We start from the raw sequence: 17432 nt of genomic DNA, 5'->3' as shown, positions 1-17432 counted from the left end.
AGGACCGCTCTCATGTTCACGAGTTTCTTCTTCGATCTGCGCAAGGCCGGCGTCCCCGTCTCGCTGACGGAGTACCTGACGCTCATGGAGGCCATGAAGCAGGGCACCGCGTCCTTCCGCGTCGAGGATTTCTATTATCTCAGTCGTGCATGCTTGGTTAAGGACGAGCGCAATCTCGACCGCTTCGACCGCGTCTTCGGTGCCACCTTCAAGGGCCTGACCGACGACACGCCAGCCGCCGGCGAGGAGGTCCCCGTCGCCGACCTGCCGGAGGAGTGGCTGCGCAAGCTGGCCGAACGCTTCCTGACCGACGAGGAGAAGGCGCAGGTCCAGGCGCTCGGCGGCTGGGACAAGCTGATGGAGACGCTGGCCCAGCGCCTTGCCGAGCAGAAGGGCCGGCACCAGGGCGGCTCGAAATGGATCGGCACCGCCGGCACCTCCCCCTTCGGCGCCTATGGCTACAACCCGGAGGGCGTGCGCATCGGCCAGCACGAGAGCCGCCACCGCCGCGCCGTGAAGGTGTGGGACCGCCGCGAGTTCCGCAATCTGGACGACCGGGTGGAGATCGGCACCCGCAACATCAAGGTGGCCCTGCGCCGCCTGCGCAAATTCGCCCGCAGCGGCGCGGCCAGCGAGCTGGACCTGCCCGGCACCATCCGCGCCACCGCCAACAACGCCGGCTGGCTCGACCTGAAGATGGTTCCGGAGCGTCACAACACGATCAAGGTCCTGCTGTTCCTCGACATCGGCGGCTCGATGGACGACCACATCCGTCTGGTGGAGGAGCTGTTCTCCGCCGCGCGCAGCGAATTCAAGCACCTGGAGCACTTCTACTTCCACAACTGCGTTTACGAGGGCGTCTGGCGCGACAACGCGCGGCGCCATACCGAGCGCATCTCCACTTGGGACGTCCTGCACACCTATCCCGCCGACTACAAGCTGGTCTTCGTCGGCGACGCCGCCATGAGCCCCTACGAGATCGTCTACCCCGGCGGCAGCGTCGAGCATTGGAACGAGGAAGCCGGACAGGTGTGGATGCAGCGCCTGCTGTCGGTCTACGCCAAGGCGGTCTGGCTGAACCCGACCCCTCCGCAATACTGGGACTACACGGAAAGCACCCGCCTGCTCCAGCGCCTGATGGGCGGGCGCATGTTCGCACTGACGCTGGAGGGGCTGGACGGGGCTATGCGGGAGTTGGGGAGGTGAGAATGAAGAACAAAATGAAGATAATTTGTTTGGGGAGAATGTGTATTAGAAATAAGTTGTGTACCGCTTTGTGGTTGTGCGGTCCAGGTTATTGAATATATCGTTTTATATTTATTCGCTATTATTTTAAGCATTAAGAGTAAAATTTAAAAGTGGCGAGAAAACCATTGAGGCATTGATAATTTTATCTATGCTATCGCGGAATTTTTCCTCGCTTATGATGCGGTTTTCACGAAGCTAGAAAGCGATAACGGATTTGATTGATTTCCCCCCATGCGTGCTATTATCATGTCTCCGCTTCCATTTTCTAGATTATCGTAAGGGCTCTATAATGTCACAAGATGTAGATTCCTCCTGGTTCAATGCATTCCGAATTATGAAGGAGAATTATAATCTGTCAGACGATGCAATCGGAGTTTTCGCAATAAATCTTAGGTTTAATCTTGATGACATACAAACAATCGCAGCAGAGTCCATCACCGGAGGTGGTGATGACAAGAAGTGCGATGTTCTATACGTCGATAAGGAACGAAGAATTGCTATTATTGCCCAATGTTATGTTTCCCAGAGAGTTCGCGAGGCTGCTCCTTCTAACAAGGCATCTGATTTAAATACCGCTATAACTTGGCTTCTATCTGCAGACATTGATAAATTGCCTCCCAGCATTAGGGGGCGAGCTGATGAACTTAGGTCAGCCATTAATTCTGGCGATGTTAAGCAAATATATATATGGTATGTTCACAATAATCCTTCCTCTAAAAATGTCGAGGAAGAGCTTCGGGCGGTTGAAAAATCTGCTCGTGCAGCATTGTCTAATTACCCTTCTGGTCGCGACATCAACATATTTTCTGAAGAAATGTGTAAAAATAAACTTAGTCGCCTTTACATGCAGGCTGAGAGAACGGTCATTGTAACAGATGAGTTTAATCTTTCTGTTCCTGATGCTGTGCAAACCGAAGAGACCGATTGGAGTTCAGTTGTAACTAATGTAAGTGGTGAGTGGCTGTATAGATTATACAACAAATATGGGACTGACCTGTTTTCTGCGAATCTGAGAGGGTATCTAGGATCTAGAGATAGTGATTCTAACATTAACAACGGCATTAAAAGCACTGCTAACACGCAGCCGAAGAATTTCTATGTGTACAATAACGGAGTTACAGCATTAGTGCTCGATTATGAGCTTGGGCGTCGCACAAAGTCCGGAAGAAAGCTGAAAATTACTGGAATTGCAATCGTAAATGGCGCGCAAACTACAGGCTCAATCGGCAGCCTCGAGAACTACCCGTCTGGAGATCTCAAGATTCCGATTCGGTTTGTCAAGGCAAGTAAAGACTTTATCGTAGCAAATGTAGTTAGATATAATAATCTTCAGAACAAGCTGCAAGCTGCTGACTTTAAGAGCACTGATCAGATACAAGAGCGTCTGAGATTGGAATTCGATGACATTCCCGAGGCTGAGTACGAAGGTGGAAGGCGTGGGGGGGCTAGCGACGCCATCAAAAGGAGCAAGTTTACACTTCCTTCGTATACGGTCGGTCAATCTTTGTCGGCATTTCACGGCAACCCAGTAACAGCTTATGATAAAAAGTCGGAGCTCTGGACGAATGAAAACAATTACCGACAAATATTCACAGAAAGGACAACCGCTAGGCATATTGTATTCTGTTATTCTCTTTTGAAAGCTATAAATGAGAAAAGACTCGATCTTTCTTCGAGAGAAAAGCAAGACAAGCAATCACTCACTCAGATTGAAAAAAACAGTCTGGACTTTCTGAATAATAAAGGATCCAATTATTTGTTGCTTCATGTGATTTCTCAATGCATGGAGACAATACTATCAAAGCCTATACCGAACCGTTTTGATTTAACTTTCCGCGATAATATTAGTCCAGGAAGCGCGGTTGAATTGTGGACGCCAATAGTCGATATGATGCTGTCTTTATCAAATCAACTTGAGTCAGCTTTTTCCAGAAATCGTATTTCGAATGAAAGCGTGAATAGAACTGTTCCAAATTTTGTCGGTGTAGTTGCTTCAATAAAGAACTTGCAGCAGGCGACATTTAGCGAGTTTGCATCAAAAGTAGTAGCTTAATGTCTCGGTGGAATAGGGCTGATTTCCCCTATTCCACTTTTTTAAATGGGTGATCGTCACTTCGATAGAGTGCGGCGAGCTTCAGCAGCATTGCCGGGAGAACTTAACCAACGCATCGAGCGTTAAAGTTTATTGGATTTTCACCCTATAGCTAAACCCATAATCCTGTGTGTTGGGTGCGGTTGCCTATAGCTTGAGGAGCCTCCCCATGCCTGACTGCCTGAACCCCGCCGAAGCCGCCACCTCCACCGCCCGTCCCGCCGGAGGGCTCGCTAGTCCCCGGTTCGCGCTTCCACGAGGAACAGTGGGTGATGGCCGCCGGCATGCTGGCGCGCGGCGCCTCCTTCCAGCAGGTCGCCCGCGCCTTGGGCTGCAGCCGCACCACGCTGTGGCAAGCCTAATTACGGGTGGCAGGCTTTTCGCCATCGGGTCTGGTGGGTGAGGCAGGCGCTGAACCGGGAGGCAAAGCTTCGCCTGTCCTTGCTTCGCGCCCTGGTAAAAGAGTGGATCAAGCGACTGCCTATTTTTTGCAAATCCCCTACTGTGTACTTACTTTTCAATCGCCCTTCTCTCCAAACGCAAAAAATCCGGCCAAGCACCCCCTCCGCGTCGGCTCGGCGATGAACGCGAGGGCGGGGGTGCTTGCCGGACCGTCATCGGCGGCTGTGGCGTGAGCCATGCCGCCGATGCTTAGAGCATTACTTGCAGCTGCTGGCGACCTGGGCGGTCGGGGTGCAGCCCGGGTTGCCGGCGGTCAGCGCGCCGGTGATCGTGCCGTCCGGGCCGACGTTCAGGGCATAGTTGCAGCCGGTGGAGCCGATGGCCTTGGCCGAGCTGACCAGCGTGCAGGTCTTGCCGGCCACCTGGACCGTCAGGTTGTCCGTGGTCGGATTCGCCGCCCAGGTCATGCTGGCGGAGGGGTTCTGCACCGGCGCGCCGACGATGGCGTGGGAGGAGATGACCACCGTGTCGGCGTGGGCGGCGCCGGCCGCGAAAGCCGCAATGGCCAGAACGGTGCCGATCATGCCAACCTTGAAAGAAGAACGCATTTCTATGCTCCTGGTTTCTATGACTATCGTTAATCCAGCGCACACAAGACATCGTTGCCCGGTGCAAATCGAATATCGTTCCGACTGAATTATTTATCAACGATCTGATTGATTCAAAAAGAATCAGATATGTATGACGAAATGAGTCTCTCGATGTACTCATGTATTCAATAAATAATGAACGCTATTGTGTGGGCGTGGAAAACGAAGTGATTTTTATTGCAATCGTATGATCTGCATTTGCCGTGACGATAACAACTATCCTCGTCGAGTTTTCGTCTCGGTGGGTGATTGTCGTCGACGATACTCATCGCGTTGAATGACGCCTAAGATCACTACGATGGTAGGCGCGCAAAAATGGTCGTCTTTTGCAGCAAGATGTATCATTCAACGGAATGTGTCCAAATCGGACTTGTTTTCTCATCAACTGATTTCCAAGGATGTGCCCCATCCGCCGGGCCATGCCGTGGCCGGCCGTGGTGGTGACGGCTGCCGCCGCCCTGTCCCATGGCGAGGCAGCTCGGCCATCGGACGGGCCGAAGTTAAAAATATGATTTTTATCCTACCATGAACCGGATTTTCCCGCTGAAATAGGAGCCTGTGCCCAATCAACCCAGGAGCCACCCCATGCCCGACTGCCTGAACCCCGCCGAAGCCGCCACCTCCACCGCCCGTCCCGCCGACAATTTCCCCTGCTGGGCCGAAGAGCCGCCGGTCCCGCCGGAGGGCTCGCTGGTTCCCGGATCGCGCTTTCACGAGGAACAGTGGATCATGGCCGCCGGCATGCTGGCGCGCGGCGCCTCCTTCCAGCAGGTCGCCCGTGCCATGGGGTGCAGCCGCACCACGCTGTGGCGGGCCTATTACGGCTCGCAGCCCTTCCGCCATCGCGTCTGGTGGGAGAGGCAGGCGCTGAACCGGGAGGCGGAGCTTCGCCTGTCCTCGCTCCGCGCCCTGGTGACGGAGCAGATCGAACGGCTGGTTTCCATCGGCGATCCCGGCACCGTGCGCTGGCTGGCCGAGAAGCTGGGCCTGTTGAAGGATTTCGGCGCCGACCGGCCGGACACCGCCCAGACCTCCCCCGGCAACCGCTGCCCCGCTGCCGCCGCCCCGGACGCGCCGGCCGCCGGGATGCCCGCTGCGCCCGTCCCCGCTTTCGACGACGACAGCGTTCCCGGCGCGATCCGCGAACGTCGCCGGCCCGAAGCGGACGACATCGCCGCCATCCTTGCCCGGCCGGAGGCCGAGGGGCCGAAGGGCGTCTATCCCTGGACCTACAATCCCAGCGATCCCTATCCGAATCTCGGGTCCGCGCTGGAACGGCAGGGCGGGGACGGGCCCTACACCCGCCGCCGGTGAGCGGCCCCCGGTGAGCGGCTCCCGGTGAACGGCCTCCAGGTAAGCGGATGGAACGGTTGAACGCCGCCGCGAAAACGGTTCACAGCGTTTCAAACGTTCCAGCCGCCCCGTCCGGGCCGCCATCGTCCGGGCCGCCCCCGTCCGGGCCACCATTGTCCGGGCCGCCGCGGCCGGCAGGAGGCGGTTAGGGACCGGGGAGTGATTCAACGTGTGACAATGTTACAATTAACAATTTTCAGGACGCATAATAGGCTTCATGACCGGTTCCCGATGGAGCGTTTCATGAAGAATGCATATTTAATAGGTCTGCTGCTGCCCCTGGCGCTGGGCGCGGCGCCGGCCGCCATGGCGGCAACCGCTCCTGCCAAGGGCGCTGCCGAGCCGGCCGGCGAGGCGTTCGGCAATCCGCCGCTGCTGAAGAATTCGGCCTCGCCGCGCGCCGGTTCGCTTCTGCTGCGCCAGCCGCAGGCGGCTCCCCGGCCGCATGCCGGTCAGGTGCGCAATTACGACCTGTTCGTGACCTTCACCGACGGCTACATCCGCAACCCGGCGCAGGGCCGGCCCGACCCGGTGCGGCTGCGCAGCTACCGCGGCACCGATGTCGACCCCAACCACCCCTATGTCGCCCCCACCATCGAAGCGACGCCGGGCGACACGGTGCGCATCAAGCTGCAGAACCAGCTGCCGCCCGACCCGGACTGCAACAATCAGGCGCAGGCGGACATCAACAACCCGCACTGCTTCAACGGCACCAACCTGCACAGCCATGGCGTCTGGGTCAGCCCGACCGGCAACAGCGACAATGTGCTGGTGTCGATCAATCCCGGCGTCGCGTTCGAATATGAATACAATATTCCGGCCGATCATCCGGCGGGCACCTTCTGGTACCACCCGCACCGCCATGGCTCCACCGCGCTGCAGGTCGGCAGCGGTATGGCCGGGGCGCTGATCATCCGCGGCGACCGTCCGCCGACGCGCGATGTCAACGGCGATCTCGACACCCTGCTGAAGAGCCCCAAGGGCGTGGCGATGACCGAGCGGGTCCTGCTGTTCGAGCAGATCCCCTACGCCTGCACCAAGGACGGCAAGCTGAAGACCAAGCCAGACGGGTCCATCGACTGGAGCTGCGCGCCGGGCGAGGTGGGCGAGATCGTGTCCTACGATCAGTTCGGGCCGGGCACCTGGGAACAATCCGGTCGCTTCACCACCGTCAACGGCCGCGTGCGTCCGATCTTCGCCAATGCCAAGGTCGGCGAGACCGAGCGCTGGCGCCTGATCCATGGCGGCGTGCGCTCCCCCATCACGGTGGAGTTCCGCAAGCTCGACGTCACCGACTTCTTCCAGCGGGAGAAGACCCTGTCAGCCGCCGACCAGGACCGCTTCGCCAAGGAACGCTGCACCGGACAGCCGGTCCCCTACATCCTGGCCGCCTCGGACGGCCTGACCATGACCGAGGGGCAGGTGCGCACCAGCGTGCCGATGCAGCCGGGCTATCGCGACGACCTGCTGGTCAACTTCCCCGAACCCGGCATCTACTGCGTGGTCAACAAGCCGGCGGCGGCCAACGCCAGCCCCGACCAGACCGCGACCTCCACCGGCGTGCTCGGCTTCGTCCGCGTGCGCGGCGACCGCGTGGTCAAGGACCCGGTGAAGGAGATCATCCGTCAGCTGTCGGTCAACGCGACCAAATACGCGCCGGCCGTCGCCAAGGAGGTTATCGGCGACCTGAACGCCCGTTGTCTCGGCAAGACGATGGTCGACACCCCCTATTGCCCGCGCTTCACCCGCTTCACCGCCCATCCGCCGATCACCGCGCATGAGGTGGTGCACCAGCCCAAGCAGGAACTGGTCTTCTACATCAACATCCCGCCCAATGGGGCGACGCGGACCAACCCGCTGTTCCAGGTCTCCAACAGCTTCGAGGTGGTGCAGAACCCCGACGGCACCTATGGCCCCAAGGGTGCGTCCGCCTACCAGCCGAACGTGGTCGACCGGCCGGTGGTGCTGGGCACGGCCCAGCAGTGGGAACTGCAGTCCTACTTCGTCAGCCATCCCTTCCACATCCACGTCAACCCGTTCCAGATCGTGTCGGTCATCGGCCCCGACGGGCGTGACGTCAGCGAGGCCGGCTCCGGCGATCCCGACTATGCCGGCATGAAGGGCGTGTGGAAGGACACCATCTGGGTGAAGAGCGACATCACCCAGCCGCTCAGCTCCACCGAGCCGCCGAAGGGCACCTACAAGGTGACCGTCCGCACCCGCTACGAACGCTTCATCGGCGAATTCGTGCTGCACTGCCACATCCTCGACCATGAGGACCAGGGCATGATGCAGAATGTCAGCATCGGCGTGCCGGACGGCCGTGGCGGCCTCGCCGGGGCCCATCACTGACCGGTTGCCGCCCCCTCTTCCTCGCCCCGGCGGGAAGAGGGGGTCGCCCCGCCGCCGCCGGCCGGTTGCTGCGATCCGTCGCTGCCTCCAACCATTGAAAAATCCCCCGGTTTCCGTCTACGGTCGCGCGTCCCCTTGGAGTGAGTGCATGCGCGATATCACCCCCGTCACGGTCGCCCGCGGCGACGGCATCGGCCCAGAGATCACGGATGCGGTGCTATATGTGATGAACGCGGCCGGCGCGCGGCTGAAGGTGGAAGAGGTTCCGGCGGGCGAGGCGGTCTACAAGCGCGGCCACCCCGGCGGGCTGGATGCCGCCGGCTGGGGTTCGATCCGCCGCACGCGCGTCTTCCTCAAGGGGCCGATCACCATGCCCCAGGGATACGGCAACAAGTCGCTCAACGTCGTCGCCCGCACCACGCTGGGCCTGTTCGCCAATGTCCGCCCCTGCGTGTCCTACCACCCCTATGTGCGGACCCGGCACCCGCGCATGGACGTGGTCATCATCCGCGAGAACGAGGAAGACCTCTATGCCGGGATCGAGCACCGGCAGACCGACGACGTGATCCAGTCGGTGAAGCTGATCTCGCGTCCGGGCTCGGAGCGCATCGTCCGCTACGCCTTCGACTTTGCCCGCTCCAACCACCGGCAAAAGGTGACGGCCTTCGTCAAGGACAACGTCATGAAGATGACGGACGGGCTGTTCCTGAAGATCTTCTACGAGATCGCCGCCGATTATCCGGAGATCAAGGCCGACCACATGATCGTCGATATCGGCGCCGCCCGGCTGGCCGACCAGCCTGAGCGCTTCGACGTCATCGTCACCCTGAACCTGTACGGCGACATCGTGTCGGACATCGCCGCCCAGCTGACCGGCTCGGTCGGGCTGGCCGGCTCCGCCAACATCGGCGAGACCTGCGCCATGTTCGAGGCGATCCACGGCTCCGCCCCGATGATCGCCGGGCAGGGGATCGCCAACCCGTCCGGCCTGCTGATGGCCGCGGTGATGATGCTGGTCCATATCGGCCAGGGCGACATCGCCGCGCGCATCCACAATGCGTGGCTGAAGACCATCGAGGACGGCATCCACACCGCCGACATCTATGCCCGCGGCCTGGGCCGGGTGCGTGCCGGCACCAACGCCTTCGCCGAGGCGGTGGTGGAGCGGCTGGGGCAGACCCCCGTCACCATGCCGCCGGTCGGCTACTCCACCATGCGGCCGGCCTATGACGGGTTGAACCGGCTGGCGCCGCGCGTCCGCGCGCTCAAGGAACTGGTGGGGGTCGACGTCTTCCTGCAATGGTCCGGCGGCCTGCCCGACGATCTGGCGGAGCTGGTGCTGCCGCTGTCGACCGAGGCGCTGACGCTCGCCAGCATCTCCAACCGCTCGCAGCGGGTCTGGCCGGACGGCAACGCCGACGTCTTCTGCACCGACCATTGGCGCTGCCGCTTCCTGGCGAATGGCGGGCCGGTGCAGCATGGGGCCATCGTCGAGTTGCTGGGGCGGCTGGCAGAGGCCGGAATCGACTTCACCCAGACCGAGAACCTCTGCAATTTCGACGGCAAGGCCGGCTTCTCCTCGCCGGGGCAGTGAATTTCGATGGGCGCGGCCGGAATAAAGCGGCAGGGCAGGGCGTCATGACAGGTGACGACGCCCTTCCCGGATCTTTGATGAGCCCGCCCGATATCGATGATCGCGCCATCGCCGACCATGTGCCGCGGCTTCGGCGCTATGCCACCGCCCTGGTGGGCAACCGTTCCGACGCCGACGATCTGGTCCAGGATTGCGTGGAAAAGGCGCTGGCCAACCGCCATGCGCTGCGCGACCCGTCGAAGCTTGGCGGCTGGCTGATGACCATCCTGCACAACCTGCACATCTCCGGCCAGCGCGGGCGGCGGCGGCGCGGGGCGGAGGTGCCGGTGGAGGATCTGGCCGACGATCTGGCGCTGAGCGCACCGCCGGCCGACCGCGGGGCGGTGCGCGACTTCGCCCGCGCCTTCGCCCAGCTGAGCGACGAACACCGCACCATCCTGCTGCTGACGGGAATGGAGGGGCTGTCCTACCGCGAGGTGGCGGAGGTTCTGGGATTGCCGATCGGGACGGTGATGTCGCGGCTGGCCCGGGCGCGCGAAAAGCTGAGGGTCCTGTTGGACGGTGGAACCCAGCAGGTGGTCAGGAGGATCAAGTGATGAGCGGCACCCGCAATCCCGTAACCGAGGCCGAGCTGCATGCCTGGCTGGACGGCGAATTGCCGGAGGAGCGTCTGGCCGACGTCGAGCGCCATCTTGCCGACCATCCCGAGATCGCCCAGCGCTTCGAACGCTACCGCGCTCAGCGGGCCATGCTGGGGCAGTGTTTCGGTCCGCTGATCGACCGGCCGCTGCCCGACCGCCTGACCCCGCCCTTCACCGCGCGCGAGCATCCCGACCCTGCGGTCAGCCGCTGGAGTGTTGCGCAGTGGGGCAGGGGGGCAGTGTGGGGTACGGCGGTCGCCGCCTCTCTCCTGGTCTTCGTTGCCGGCGGGGCCGGCGGCTGGCTCCTGCGCGAGCGGATGGCCGGAGCGGTAGAGGCGCCGACCGCCGCCTTCATCGCCGATGCAGTCGCCGCCCATCGCGTTTTCTCCGTCGAGGTCCGCCACCCGGTCGAGATCGGTGTGGAGGACGAGGCGCATCTGGTGAACTGGCTGTCAAAGCGGCTGGGCAAGACTATGCGTTGCCCAAAAGTCACAAAGGGAGGCTACCAGCTGATCGGCGGGCGTCTTCTGGCCGATTCCGCTGGGCCTGTGGCCTTGTACATGTACGAGGATGCGGCCGGGCGTCGCATCACGTTGTATATCCGCCCCGATCCTAACACCTCAGGTTCGGCATTCCGTTTCGCCCAGGATGGTGGAGTGCGTGCATTGTATTGGAAAGACAATGGCTTGGCGCTGGCCGTCACTGGCGAGCTCGACCGGGACACTCTGTCCGGCGTCGCCGAGGAGGTGTATGGCGCTCTGAATTCATGAGTCTACCCACCGACTTATCAACAGGAATGTTGCCGCGCCCCCTATCGTCAGCGGCCGTCATCTGGTAGCTTCCTCACCGGCTGGCACAAAATGTTGCGGCTTATGGAAAACGGCACTAGACCGTGACCTGTTTGCCACAACATAACCGGACACCGGATCGGGAGTACTCGGGGATGAGTTGGACGGACGAGCGGATTCAACAGCTCAAGGATCTCTGGTCCCAGGGGTTGAGCGCGAGCGAGATCGCCGACATTCTGGGAGACATCACCCGCAACGCGGTCATCGGCAAGGCCCACCGTCTGGGCTTGTCAGGCCGGCCGTCGCCTATCAAGAAGAAGCCGACGCGTGGCGCCACCATTCTTGCTCTGACGGAGCGGATGTGCAAATGGCCGGTCGGCGATCCCAAGCATCAGGACTTCCATTTCTGCGGCAAGACCGCTTTGCCCGGCATGCCCTATTGCGCCGAACATGCCGCCCTGGCCTACCAGCCGGCGTCGGGCAGCAAGAAGCGTGACGAGGACCGCAACGTCGGCGCTGCCTGATCCGCCGAACGGTTGTTCAAAAAGCCCGCTCTCGGGGGAGAGACGGGCTTTTTTGTTTGGTGGCTGCGAGGGGAAGAACGCAGAAAGCGGGGCACCGCAAACAGGTCGGGAGCGCAGCATGAAGCTCGGATACACCATCATCTATGTTGCCGACGTGCTTGCCACGATTGATTTCTACGAACGTGCCTTTGGCCTGAAGCGTCGCTTCGTGCATGAAAGCAACCTGTACGCGGAGCTCGATACCGGAGAAACGACCTTGGCCTTCGCCGGCGAGCCGATGGCGGAAATGAATGGCCTCGCGATCCGTCCCAACCTCAAGGGCGAGATTTCCTCCGGTTTCGAGATCGCTCTCGTGACCGACGATCCGCGGGCGGCCTATGCGACGGCCATCGCTGCGGGAGCGGACGCCGTATCACCGCCGGTCGAGAAGCCCTGTGGTCAGATCGTCGGCTATGTCCGCGATATCGATGGATGTCTGGTCGAGATTTGCTCACCCGTCGCAGGGGGATAAAGCCGCCACCCCGCAACGGGCCGACGGACAACGGCAGCCACCTCGCTCAACGCCAACGATTTCTGCTCTCACCGCCTGTTCGTGCTCGGCGCTCCTCCAACGGAGCTTGATGGCTCCCCGTCGGGCAGGAGACGGTGTGTCGGCATGCAGCGCCTTTTCGGCGGATTCCCGGTCACTCCGCCGCACCGTGATACGTACTCTGCCGTGGTGGCTCCGTCGCATCTTGAAGCAGCAGTATCATTCCGCGGTGCCCGGCGACCACCATGGCGGTTCCGGCCGGCCGGTCCGGCCCTTCCACCGCCCATAGCGTGTCGCCGACGAACACGCGTCCGTGGCCGTTGGCGATCGGTTCAGTCAGCATCACTGCCCGACCGACCAACTGGCCTGCACGGTCGTTGATCCGTGAGGCGTCGACTTCCGCCGACGCGTTGCGCCGCCGGGCATGGGCAATGGCGATGCCCACTGCGGTGCCCGCGGCGATGGTGAAGAAGCCAGCCTCGTTGATCAGCCCCCAATCGTGCCAGAGTGCAGTGACGAGGCCGGTGAGCAAAGCCGCCCCGCCGAACCAGATCAGGAAGATTCCGGGCAGCACCAATTCCGCTGCAATCAGCAAAGCACCCAGCGCTCCCCACAGCAGCGGCGACATGCGGTCACTCCCCGTCCGCCGAGGACGAAGTCGGTGGCACTGACCACGGATTGCGCGGCGGGGGCTGTGATGCGGCGGGCGTCCGGGGTGGGGTGGCATCGCGCACCAAATCGCCCAGCCCGGCCAGGGCACCGGCGACGCCAGCCAATTCCACTGGCAGGATCATGGTTTTCTGGTTGGGAGAGGCGGCGAAGGCTTTCAACGCCTCCATGTATTTCTGGCCGAGAAAATAGCCCAGGGCCTGGTTCGATCCCTGTGCCACCGCCTCCGAGACCAGTCGGGTCGCCTTGGCTTCCGCCTCTGCCAGTCGTTCACGCGCTTCGGCCTCCAGCTTGGCGGCTTCCAGCTTGCCCTGGGCAATGCGGATCTGGCTTTCCTTCTCCGCGTCGGCCTCCAGGATTTGGGCACGGCGGAGGCGCTCAGCCTTCAACTGGCGGCCCATCGCCTGCACGATGTCCTCGGGCGGGGTGATGTCGCGCAACTCGATGCGGGTCACCCGCACGCCCCAGGAGGCAGTCGCCTCGTCCACCGCGCGGAGCAGGCTGGCGTTGATCGCTTCGCGCTGGCTCAGCAACTCGTCCAGATCCATGGAGCCCATCACCGTGCGGGTGGTGGTCATCGCCAGCGTCTGGATCGCCCGCTGCAGGTCATTGACCTCATAGGTCGCCTTCATCGGATCAAGCACCTGAAAATACAGCACGCCATCGGCGGTCACCGCGGCGTTGTCCTTGGTGATCACGCTCTGCGACGGCACGTCCACCACCGTCTCGCGCATGTCGACCTTCGCGCGGACGGAGCTGATGACCGGAAAAATGACGTTGAAGCCCGGCAGCAGCGTTTCCTGATAACGGCCCAGCCGTTCGACGATGAAGTTGAACCCCTGGGGGACGATGCGAACGCTGGTGATCGCCAGGATGACGACCAGAACGAACGCCGCAATGACCAGAATGCCGAGTTCCATGCGATGGCCGCTCCTGACATGGGCTCCCGATATGGGCGGGCGCCGCGGTGGACACCCTCGGCCCATCATGAGGCAATTCGCGGAGCCTGCAAACGCCGCCGCCTCAATAGTCCTGCGTATCGTGCTTCAAGCGCACCAACTCGCCATTCAGGAGCGACAGCATCAGTTGCACGACCATCTCGTGGACGATCACCGTGTGATGGTTGCCGGTTTCCTGCATCGCCTTGCGCAGGGATTCGCGGACCGCCGGTACGCCGGTGACATCGATCAGCACGTCCAGCTGCTCGCCCAACCGGGCCAATTCCTGAAAGTCGGTGGTGGTCTTGACGCCGCGGTGACTGGCGAGGCGCATGCCCGGCGCCTCTGCATCAAGGTCGGCCACGCCCAGAAGTTCGACGAACGGGGCGGCCAGCAGCTTGCGCAACAGGGGCGTTCCGGTCTCGCCAGCGCCGACGACGGCGACGCGGAACAGATCGTTGGGCATCGGGTTGGGTCCTTCCTGAACCGGATAAGAAAAAGGCGGGGAGCCGAAACTCCCCGCCCGAACCCTAGCCGAGCCGCGATCCGGTTTGACCCGGACGCGGCGTCGCACCCTGAGAAAGACAGTGCAGGTCTTACGACCAGGCGGCCATCTTCTTTTCCAGATTGTCCGACAGCTTGTCCAGGAACTGCTTGGTGGTCAGCCACGGCTGCTGCGGGCCGATCAGGATGGCGAGATCCTTGGTCATGTAGCCGGACTCGACGGTCTCGACGCAGACGCGCTCCAGCGTCTGGGCGAACTTGACCACGTCCGGGGTATCGTCGAACTTGCCGCGATAGGCCAGACCCTGGGTCCAGGCATAGATCGACGCGATCGGGTTGGTCGAGGTCTCCTTGCCCTTCTGGTGCTCGCGGTAATGGCGGGTCACCGTGCCGTGGGCGGCCTCGGCCTCGACGGTCTTGCCGTCCGGCGTCACCAGCACCGAGGTCATCAGGCCCAGCGAGCCGAAGCCCTGCGCCACCACGTCCGACTCCACATCGCCGTCGTAGTTCTTGCAGGCCCAGACGAAGCCGCCTTCCCACTTCAGGGCGGAGGCGACCATGTCGTCGATCAGGCGGTGCTCATAGACCAGACCCTTGGCCTTGAACTGGTCGGCATAGGTCTCGTCGAAGATCTTCTGGAAGATGTCCTTGAAGCGGCCGTCATAGGCCTTCAGGATCGTGTTCTTCGTCGACAGATAGACCGAGTAGCCGCGCTCCAGACCATACATGAAGCTGGAGTGGGCGAAGCCTTCGATCGAATCGTCGAGGTTGTACATGCCCATCGCCACACCGGCGCTCGGGTAGTCGAACACCTCATGCTCGATCTGGCTGCTGCCGTCGGCGGCTTCCCACTTGATCGTCATCTTGCCCGGGCCGGGAACGACGAAGTCGGTGGCCTTGTACTGGTCGCCGAAGGCGTGGCGGCCGATGATGATCGGCTTGGTCCAGCCCGGGACGTAGCGCGGAACGTTCGAGCAGACGATCGGCTCGCGGAAGACGGTGCCGCCCAGGATGTTGCGGATCGTGCCGTTCGGCGACTTCCACATCTTCTTGAGGTTGAACTCCTTCACCCGCGCCTCATCCGGGGTGATGGTCGCGCACTTCACGCCGACGCCATACTGCTTGATGGCGTTCGCCGACTCGACGGTGACCTTGTCGTCGGTCTTGTCGCGGTTCTCGATGCCGAGGTCGTAGTACTTCAGGTCGATGTCGAGGTAGGGCAGGATCAGCTTGTCTTTGATGAACTGCCAGATGATGCGCGTCATCTCGTCGCCGTCGAGTTCGACGACCGGATTGGCTACCTTGATCTTGGTCATGGGTGCGAGATCTCCCCGAACGGGTAAGGGCGTTGTCATTCCTTGGGAGCCGGGCGCGTCGTCCAGCGGGCGCTTGTTGCCGGGGAGCATGCCGCATGGGTGGCTCCCCGGTACCCCGGGCGGAAATCAATCGCGGTTATATAGCATCGCCCCGTGACGGAAAGGAAGGCACGGCGGCGGCTTAGGCGTCGATGTCGCATGATTCCGCTTGCAACGCGGCACTACAGCCGGCCATGATGGTCAATTGGTATTACCGGTTGGCTGGATATTGCCGTTCCAGCCGTCGGAAATTGCCGGAAAGCCGCCGATCGCAGCGTTCAACCGGTCAGTTCGCCGACTCCGGGCTGTGTGCGGGCCGGAGCATCGGCACACCGCCGACGCTCGCACCGATGCCGGCCGATCCCTTCGCCAGATGGCGTTCCGCATTCACCATGTAGTCGCGCGTCAGCGGCACCGCACCCAAGTTGCGTGCGACCTGCACCTGGAACACCATGTGCCCCTGCAGCAGGAACGAAAGTTCCGCACCGGCCAGATAAAACTCCCACATCCTGCAGAAGCGTTCGTCATACAGTGCCTTAGCTTCGTCCCGCCGCGCGTCGAACCGGCTGCGCCAATGGCGCAGGGTCTCCGCGTAATGCAGGCGCAGCACCTCCAGGTCGGTCGTGAACAGTCCGGACCGCTCGATGACCGGCAACACCTCCGACAGAGCAGGGGAATAGCCGCCGGGGAAAATGTATTTCCGAATCCACGGATTGGTGGCTCCCGGCTCCTTCAGCCGGCCGATGGAGTGGATCAACGCCACGCCATCTTCGTTCAGCATGCCGCGGACGGCGTCGAAATATGTGCGGTACTGCGGCACGCCGACATGCTCGAACATGCCGACCGAGACGATGCGGTCGAATGCGGCCGGGTGGGTGCCGGCGAACTCCCGATAGTCCCGCAGTTCGAAGGTGACGCGGTCGGACAGCCCAGTCTCCTCGGCCCGCCGCTTCGCCACCTCGAACTGTTCGGAGGACAGCGTGATGCCGGTCACCCGCGCTCCCGTGTGCCGGGCAAGATAAAGCGCCATGCCACCCCAGCCGCAGCCGATGTCGAGTACGCGCATCCCAGGCACCAAAAGCAGTTTGGCTGCGATGTGGCGCTTCTTGGCTTCCTGCGCGTCGTCCAGCGACATGCCCGGTTCGGAAAAGTAGGCACAGGAATACTGCATATCGCGGTCGAGAAAGAGTTCGTAGAACTCGCGCGATAGGTTGTAGTGATGCTCGACGTTCTGCCGTGAGCGCCGCATCGGATTGTACTGCTGCGCACGGCGCAGAATCGGCGACAGCGCTTCAACGGCGCGGCCGAGCGCCCCCTGCACCTCGCTGCCACTCATCAGCATCGACAGCAGGTCGTAGATGGTGCCGCCCTCGATGGACAGGCGCCCATCCATATAGGCTTCGCCGAAGCGCAGGCGGGGATTGATCAGCAGGTCCCGCTCCACAGCGCGGTCGTGGAGCCGAAGCGTCAGTTTGGGTGGACCGGAGCCGATCCGATGGTGTTCTCCATCGACGGTGACGAGATTCAGGGTTCCGTCGCCCTTGGCGGCGGCAAGCAGACGAACCAGCAGCATGCCGAACTCCTTCCGCGGTGCCGAATCCAGCATGCGCGTGGGGAGGGGGTGCGACAATCGGTCGATCGGTCAGGACTGCTACCCAAATCGGACGTCACGGATATATGCATGCGGGTCAGTGCTGAGGTTCCGCAGCGGAACCCCCGCCCGAATGCGGAAAACCGCCCGGCCCCGGTTGGGGCGGGCGGTTTCCGGACGAGCGGTGCGACGATGCCGCAGC

Annotated in this window: 16 protein-coding genes; 10 read left to right on the top strand and 6 right to left on the bottom strand. The window is 61.9% G+C overall.

Annotated features, from left to right (window positions below; genetic code table 11):
- Window positions 1–12: 12 nt before the first annotated feature.
- From AZOLI_RS07440 to AZOLI_RS33165, 3 genes are all read left to right on the top strand, one after another.
- Entirely contained in the window at window positions 13–1206 is a 1194-nt protein-coding gene (locus tag AZOLI_RS07440; RefSeq protein ID WP_014247992.1) for a vWA domain-containing protein, read from the top strand.
- A 376-nt stretch (window positions 1207–1582) separates the two neighbouring features.
- Window positions 1583–3301, top strand: coding sequence for an AIPR family protein (locus AZOLI_RS31030; RefSeq protein WP_162488011.1), 1719 nt, complete (start codon window positions 1583–1585; stop codon window positions 3299–3301).
- A 311-nt stretch (window positions 3302–3612) separates the two neighbouring features.
- Entirely contained in the window at window positions 3613–3702 is a 90-nt protein-coding gene (locus tag AZOLI_RS33165) for a helix-turn-helix domain-containing protein (protein WP_244442456.1), read from the top strand.
- Between the two features lie 297 nt (window positions 3703–3999).
- Here the strand turns inward: AZOLI_RS33165 and AZOLI_RS07430 are convergent, their stop codons facing one another.
- Window positions 4000–4350: a hypothetical protein gene (locus AZOLI_RS07430; protein WP_162488010.1), complete on the bottom strand. Its 351-nt coding sequence runs from the start codon at window positions 4348–4350 to the stop codon at window positions 4000–4002.
- 627 nt (window positions 4351–4977) lie between these two features.
- On the opposite strand from AZOLI_RS07430, the gene AZOLI_RS07425 reads away from it, so the two are divergent.
- From AZOLI_RS07425 to AZOLI_RS07395, 7 genes are all read left to right on the top strand, one after another.
- Window positions 4978–5706 carry a hypothetical protein gene (locus AZOLI_RS07425; RefSeq protein ID WP_014247988.1) on the top strand — a complete coding sequence of 243 codons (729 nt, stop codon included), beginning with the start codon at window positions 4978–4980 and terminating at the stop codon, window positions 5704–5706.
- A 282-nt stretch (window positions 5707–5988) separates the two neighbouring features.
- Window positions 5989–8097, top strand: coding sequence for a multicopper oxidase family protein (locus tag AZOLI_RS07420; protein WP_014247987.1), 2109 nt, complete (start codon window positions 5989–5991; stop codon window positions 8095–8097).
- 148 nt (window positions 8098–8245) lie between these two features.
- On the top strand, window positions 8246–9691 hold the full coding sequence (locus tag AZOLI_RS07415; RefSeq protein WP_014247986.1) for an NADP-dependent isocitrate dehydrogenase: 1446 nt from the start codon (window positions 8246–8248) through the stop codon (window positions 9689–9691).
- A 77-nt stretch (window positions 9692–9768) separates the two neighbouring features.
- Window positions 9769–10287, top strand: coding sequence for an RNA polymerase sigma factor (locus tag AZOLI_RS07410; RefSeq protein ID WP_244442455.1), 519 nt, complete (start codon window positions 9769–9771; stop codon window positions 10285–10287).
- Entirely contained in the window at window positions 10287–11102 is an 816-nt protein-coding gene (locus tag AZOLI_RS07405) for an anti-sigma factor family protein (RefSeq protein ID WP_014247984.1), read from the top strand. The genes AZOLI_RS07410 and AZOLI_RS07405 overlap by 1 nt, the downstream gene beginning before the upstream one ends.
- Window positions 11103–11275: 173 nt before the next feature.
- Entirely contained in the window at window positions 11276–11644 is a 369-nt protein-coding gene (locus AZOLI_RS07400) for a GcrA family cell cycle regulator (RefSeq protein WP_014247983.1), read from the top strand.
- A gap of 118 nt (window positions 11645–11762) precedes the next feature.
- Window positions 11763–12155 carry a VOC family protein gene (locus tag AZOLI_RS07395; RefSeq protein WP_014247982.1) on the top strand — a complete coding sequence of 131 codons (393 nt, stop codon included), beginning with the start codon at window positions 11763–11765 and terminating at the stop codon, window positions 12153–12155.
- 172 nt (window positions 12156–12327) lie between these two features.
- Here AZOLI_RS07395 and AZOLI_RS07390 read toward each other — a convergent pair whose 3' ends face one another.
- The 5 genes from AZOLI_RS07390 to AZOLI_RS07370 form a co-directional block, all read right to left on the bottom strand.
- Window positions 12328–12801, bottom strand: coding sequence for an NfeD family protein (locus tag AZOLI_RS07390; protein WP_044549825.1), 474 nt, complete (start codon window positions 12799–12801; stop codon window positions 12328–12330).
- Window positions 12802–12805: 4 nt separating this feature from the next.
- Window positions 12806–13762 carry an SPFH domain-containing protein gene (locus AZOLI_RS07385; RefSeq protein ID WP_014247980.1) on the bottom strand — a complete coding sequence of 319 codons (957 nt, stop codon included), beginning with the start codon at window positions 13760–13762 and terminating at the stop codon, window positions 12806–12808.
- 103 nt (window positions 13763–13865) lie between these two features.
- The gene (locus AZOLI_RS07380; protein WP_014247979.1) at window positions 13866–14246 is read right to left on the bottom strand and encodes an oxidoreductase; all 381 of its coding nucleotides are present in this window, start codon (window positions 14244–14246) and stop codon (window positions 13866–13868) included.
- A gap of 130 nt (window positions 14247–14376) precedes the next feature.
- On the bottom strand, window positions 14377–15600 hold the full coding sequence (locus AZOLI_RS07375) for an NADP-dependent isocitrate dehydrogenase (protein ID WP_014247978.1): 1224 nt from the start codon (window positions 15598–15600) through the stop codon (window positions 14377–14379).
- A gap of 325 nt (window positions 15601–15925) precedes the next feature.
- Entirely contained in the window at window positions 15926–17212 is a 1287-nt protein-coding gene (locus AZOLI_RS07370) for an SAM-dependent methyltransferase (protein WP_085938472.1), read from the bottom strand.
- Window positions 17213–17432: the final 220 nt, after the last annotated feature.

The organism is Azospirillum lipoferum 4B (assembly GCF_000283655.1).
GTDB lineage: Bacteria > Pseudomonadota > Alphaproteobacteria > Azospirillales > Azospirillaceae > Azospirillum > Azospirillum lipoferum_C.
This window is presented reverse-complemented; position numbering and strand designations above follow the sequence as displayed.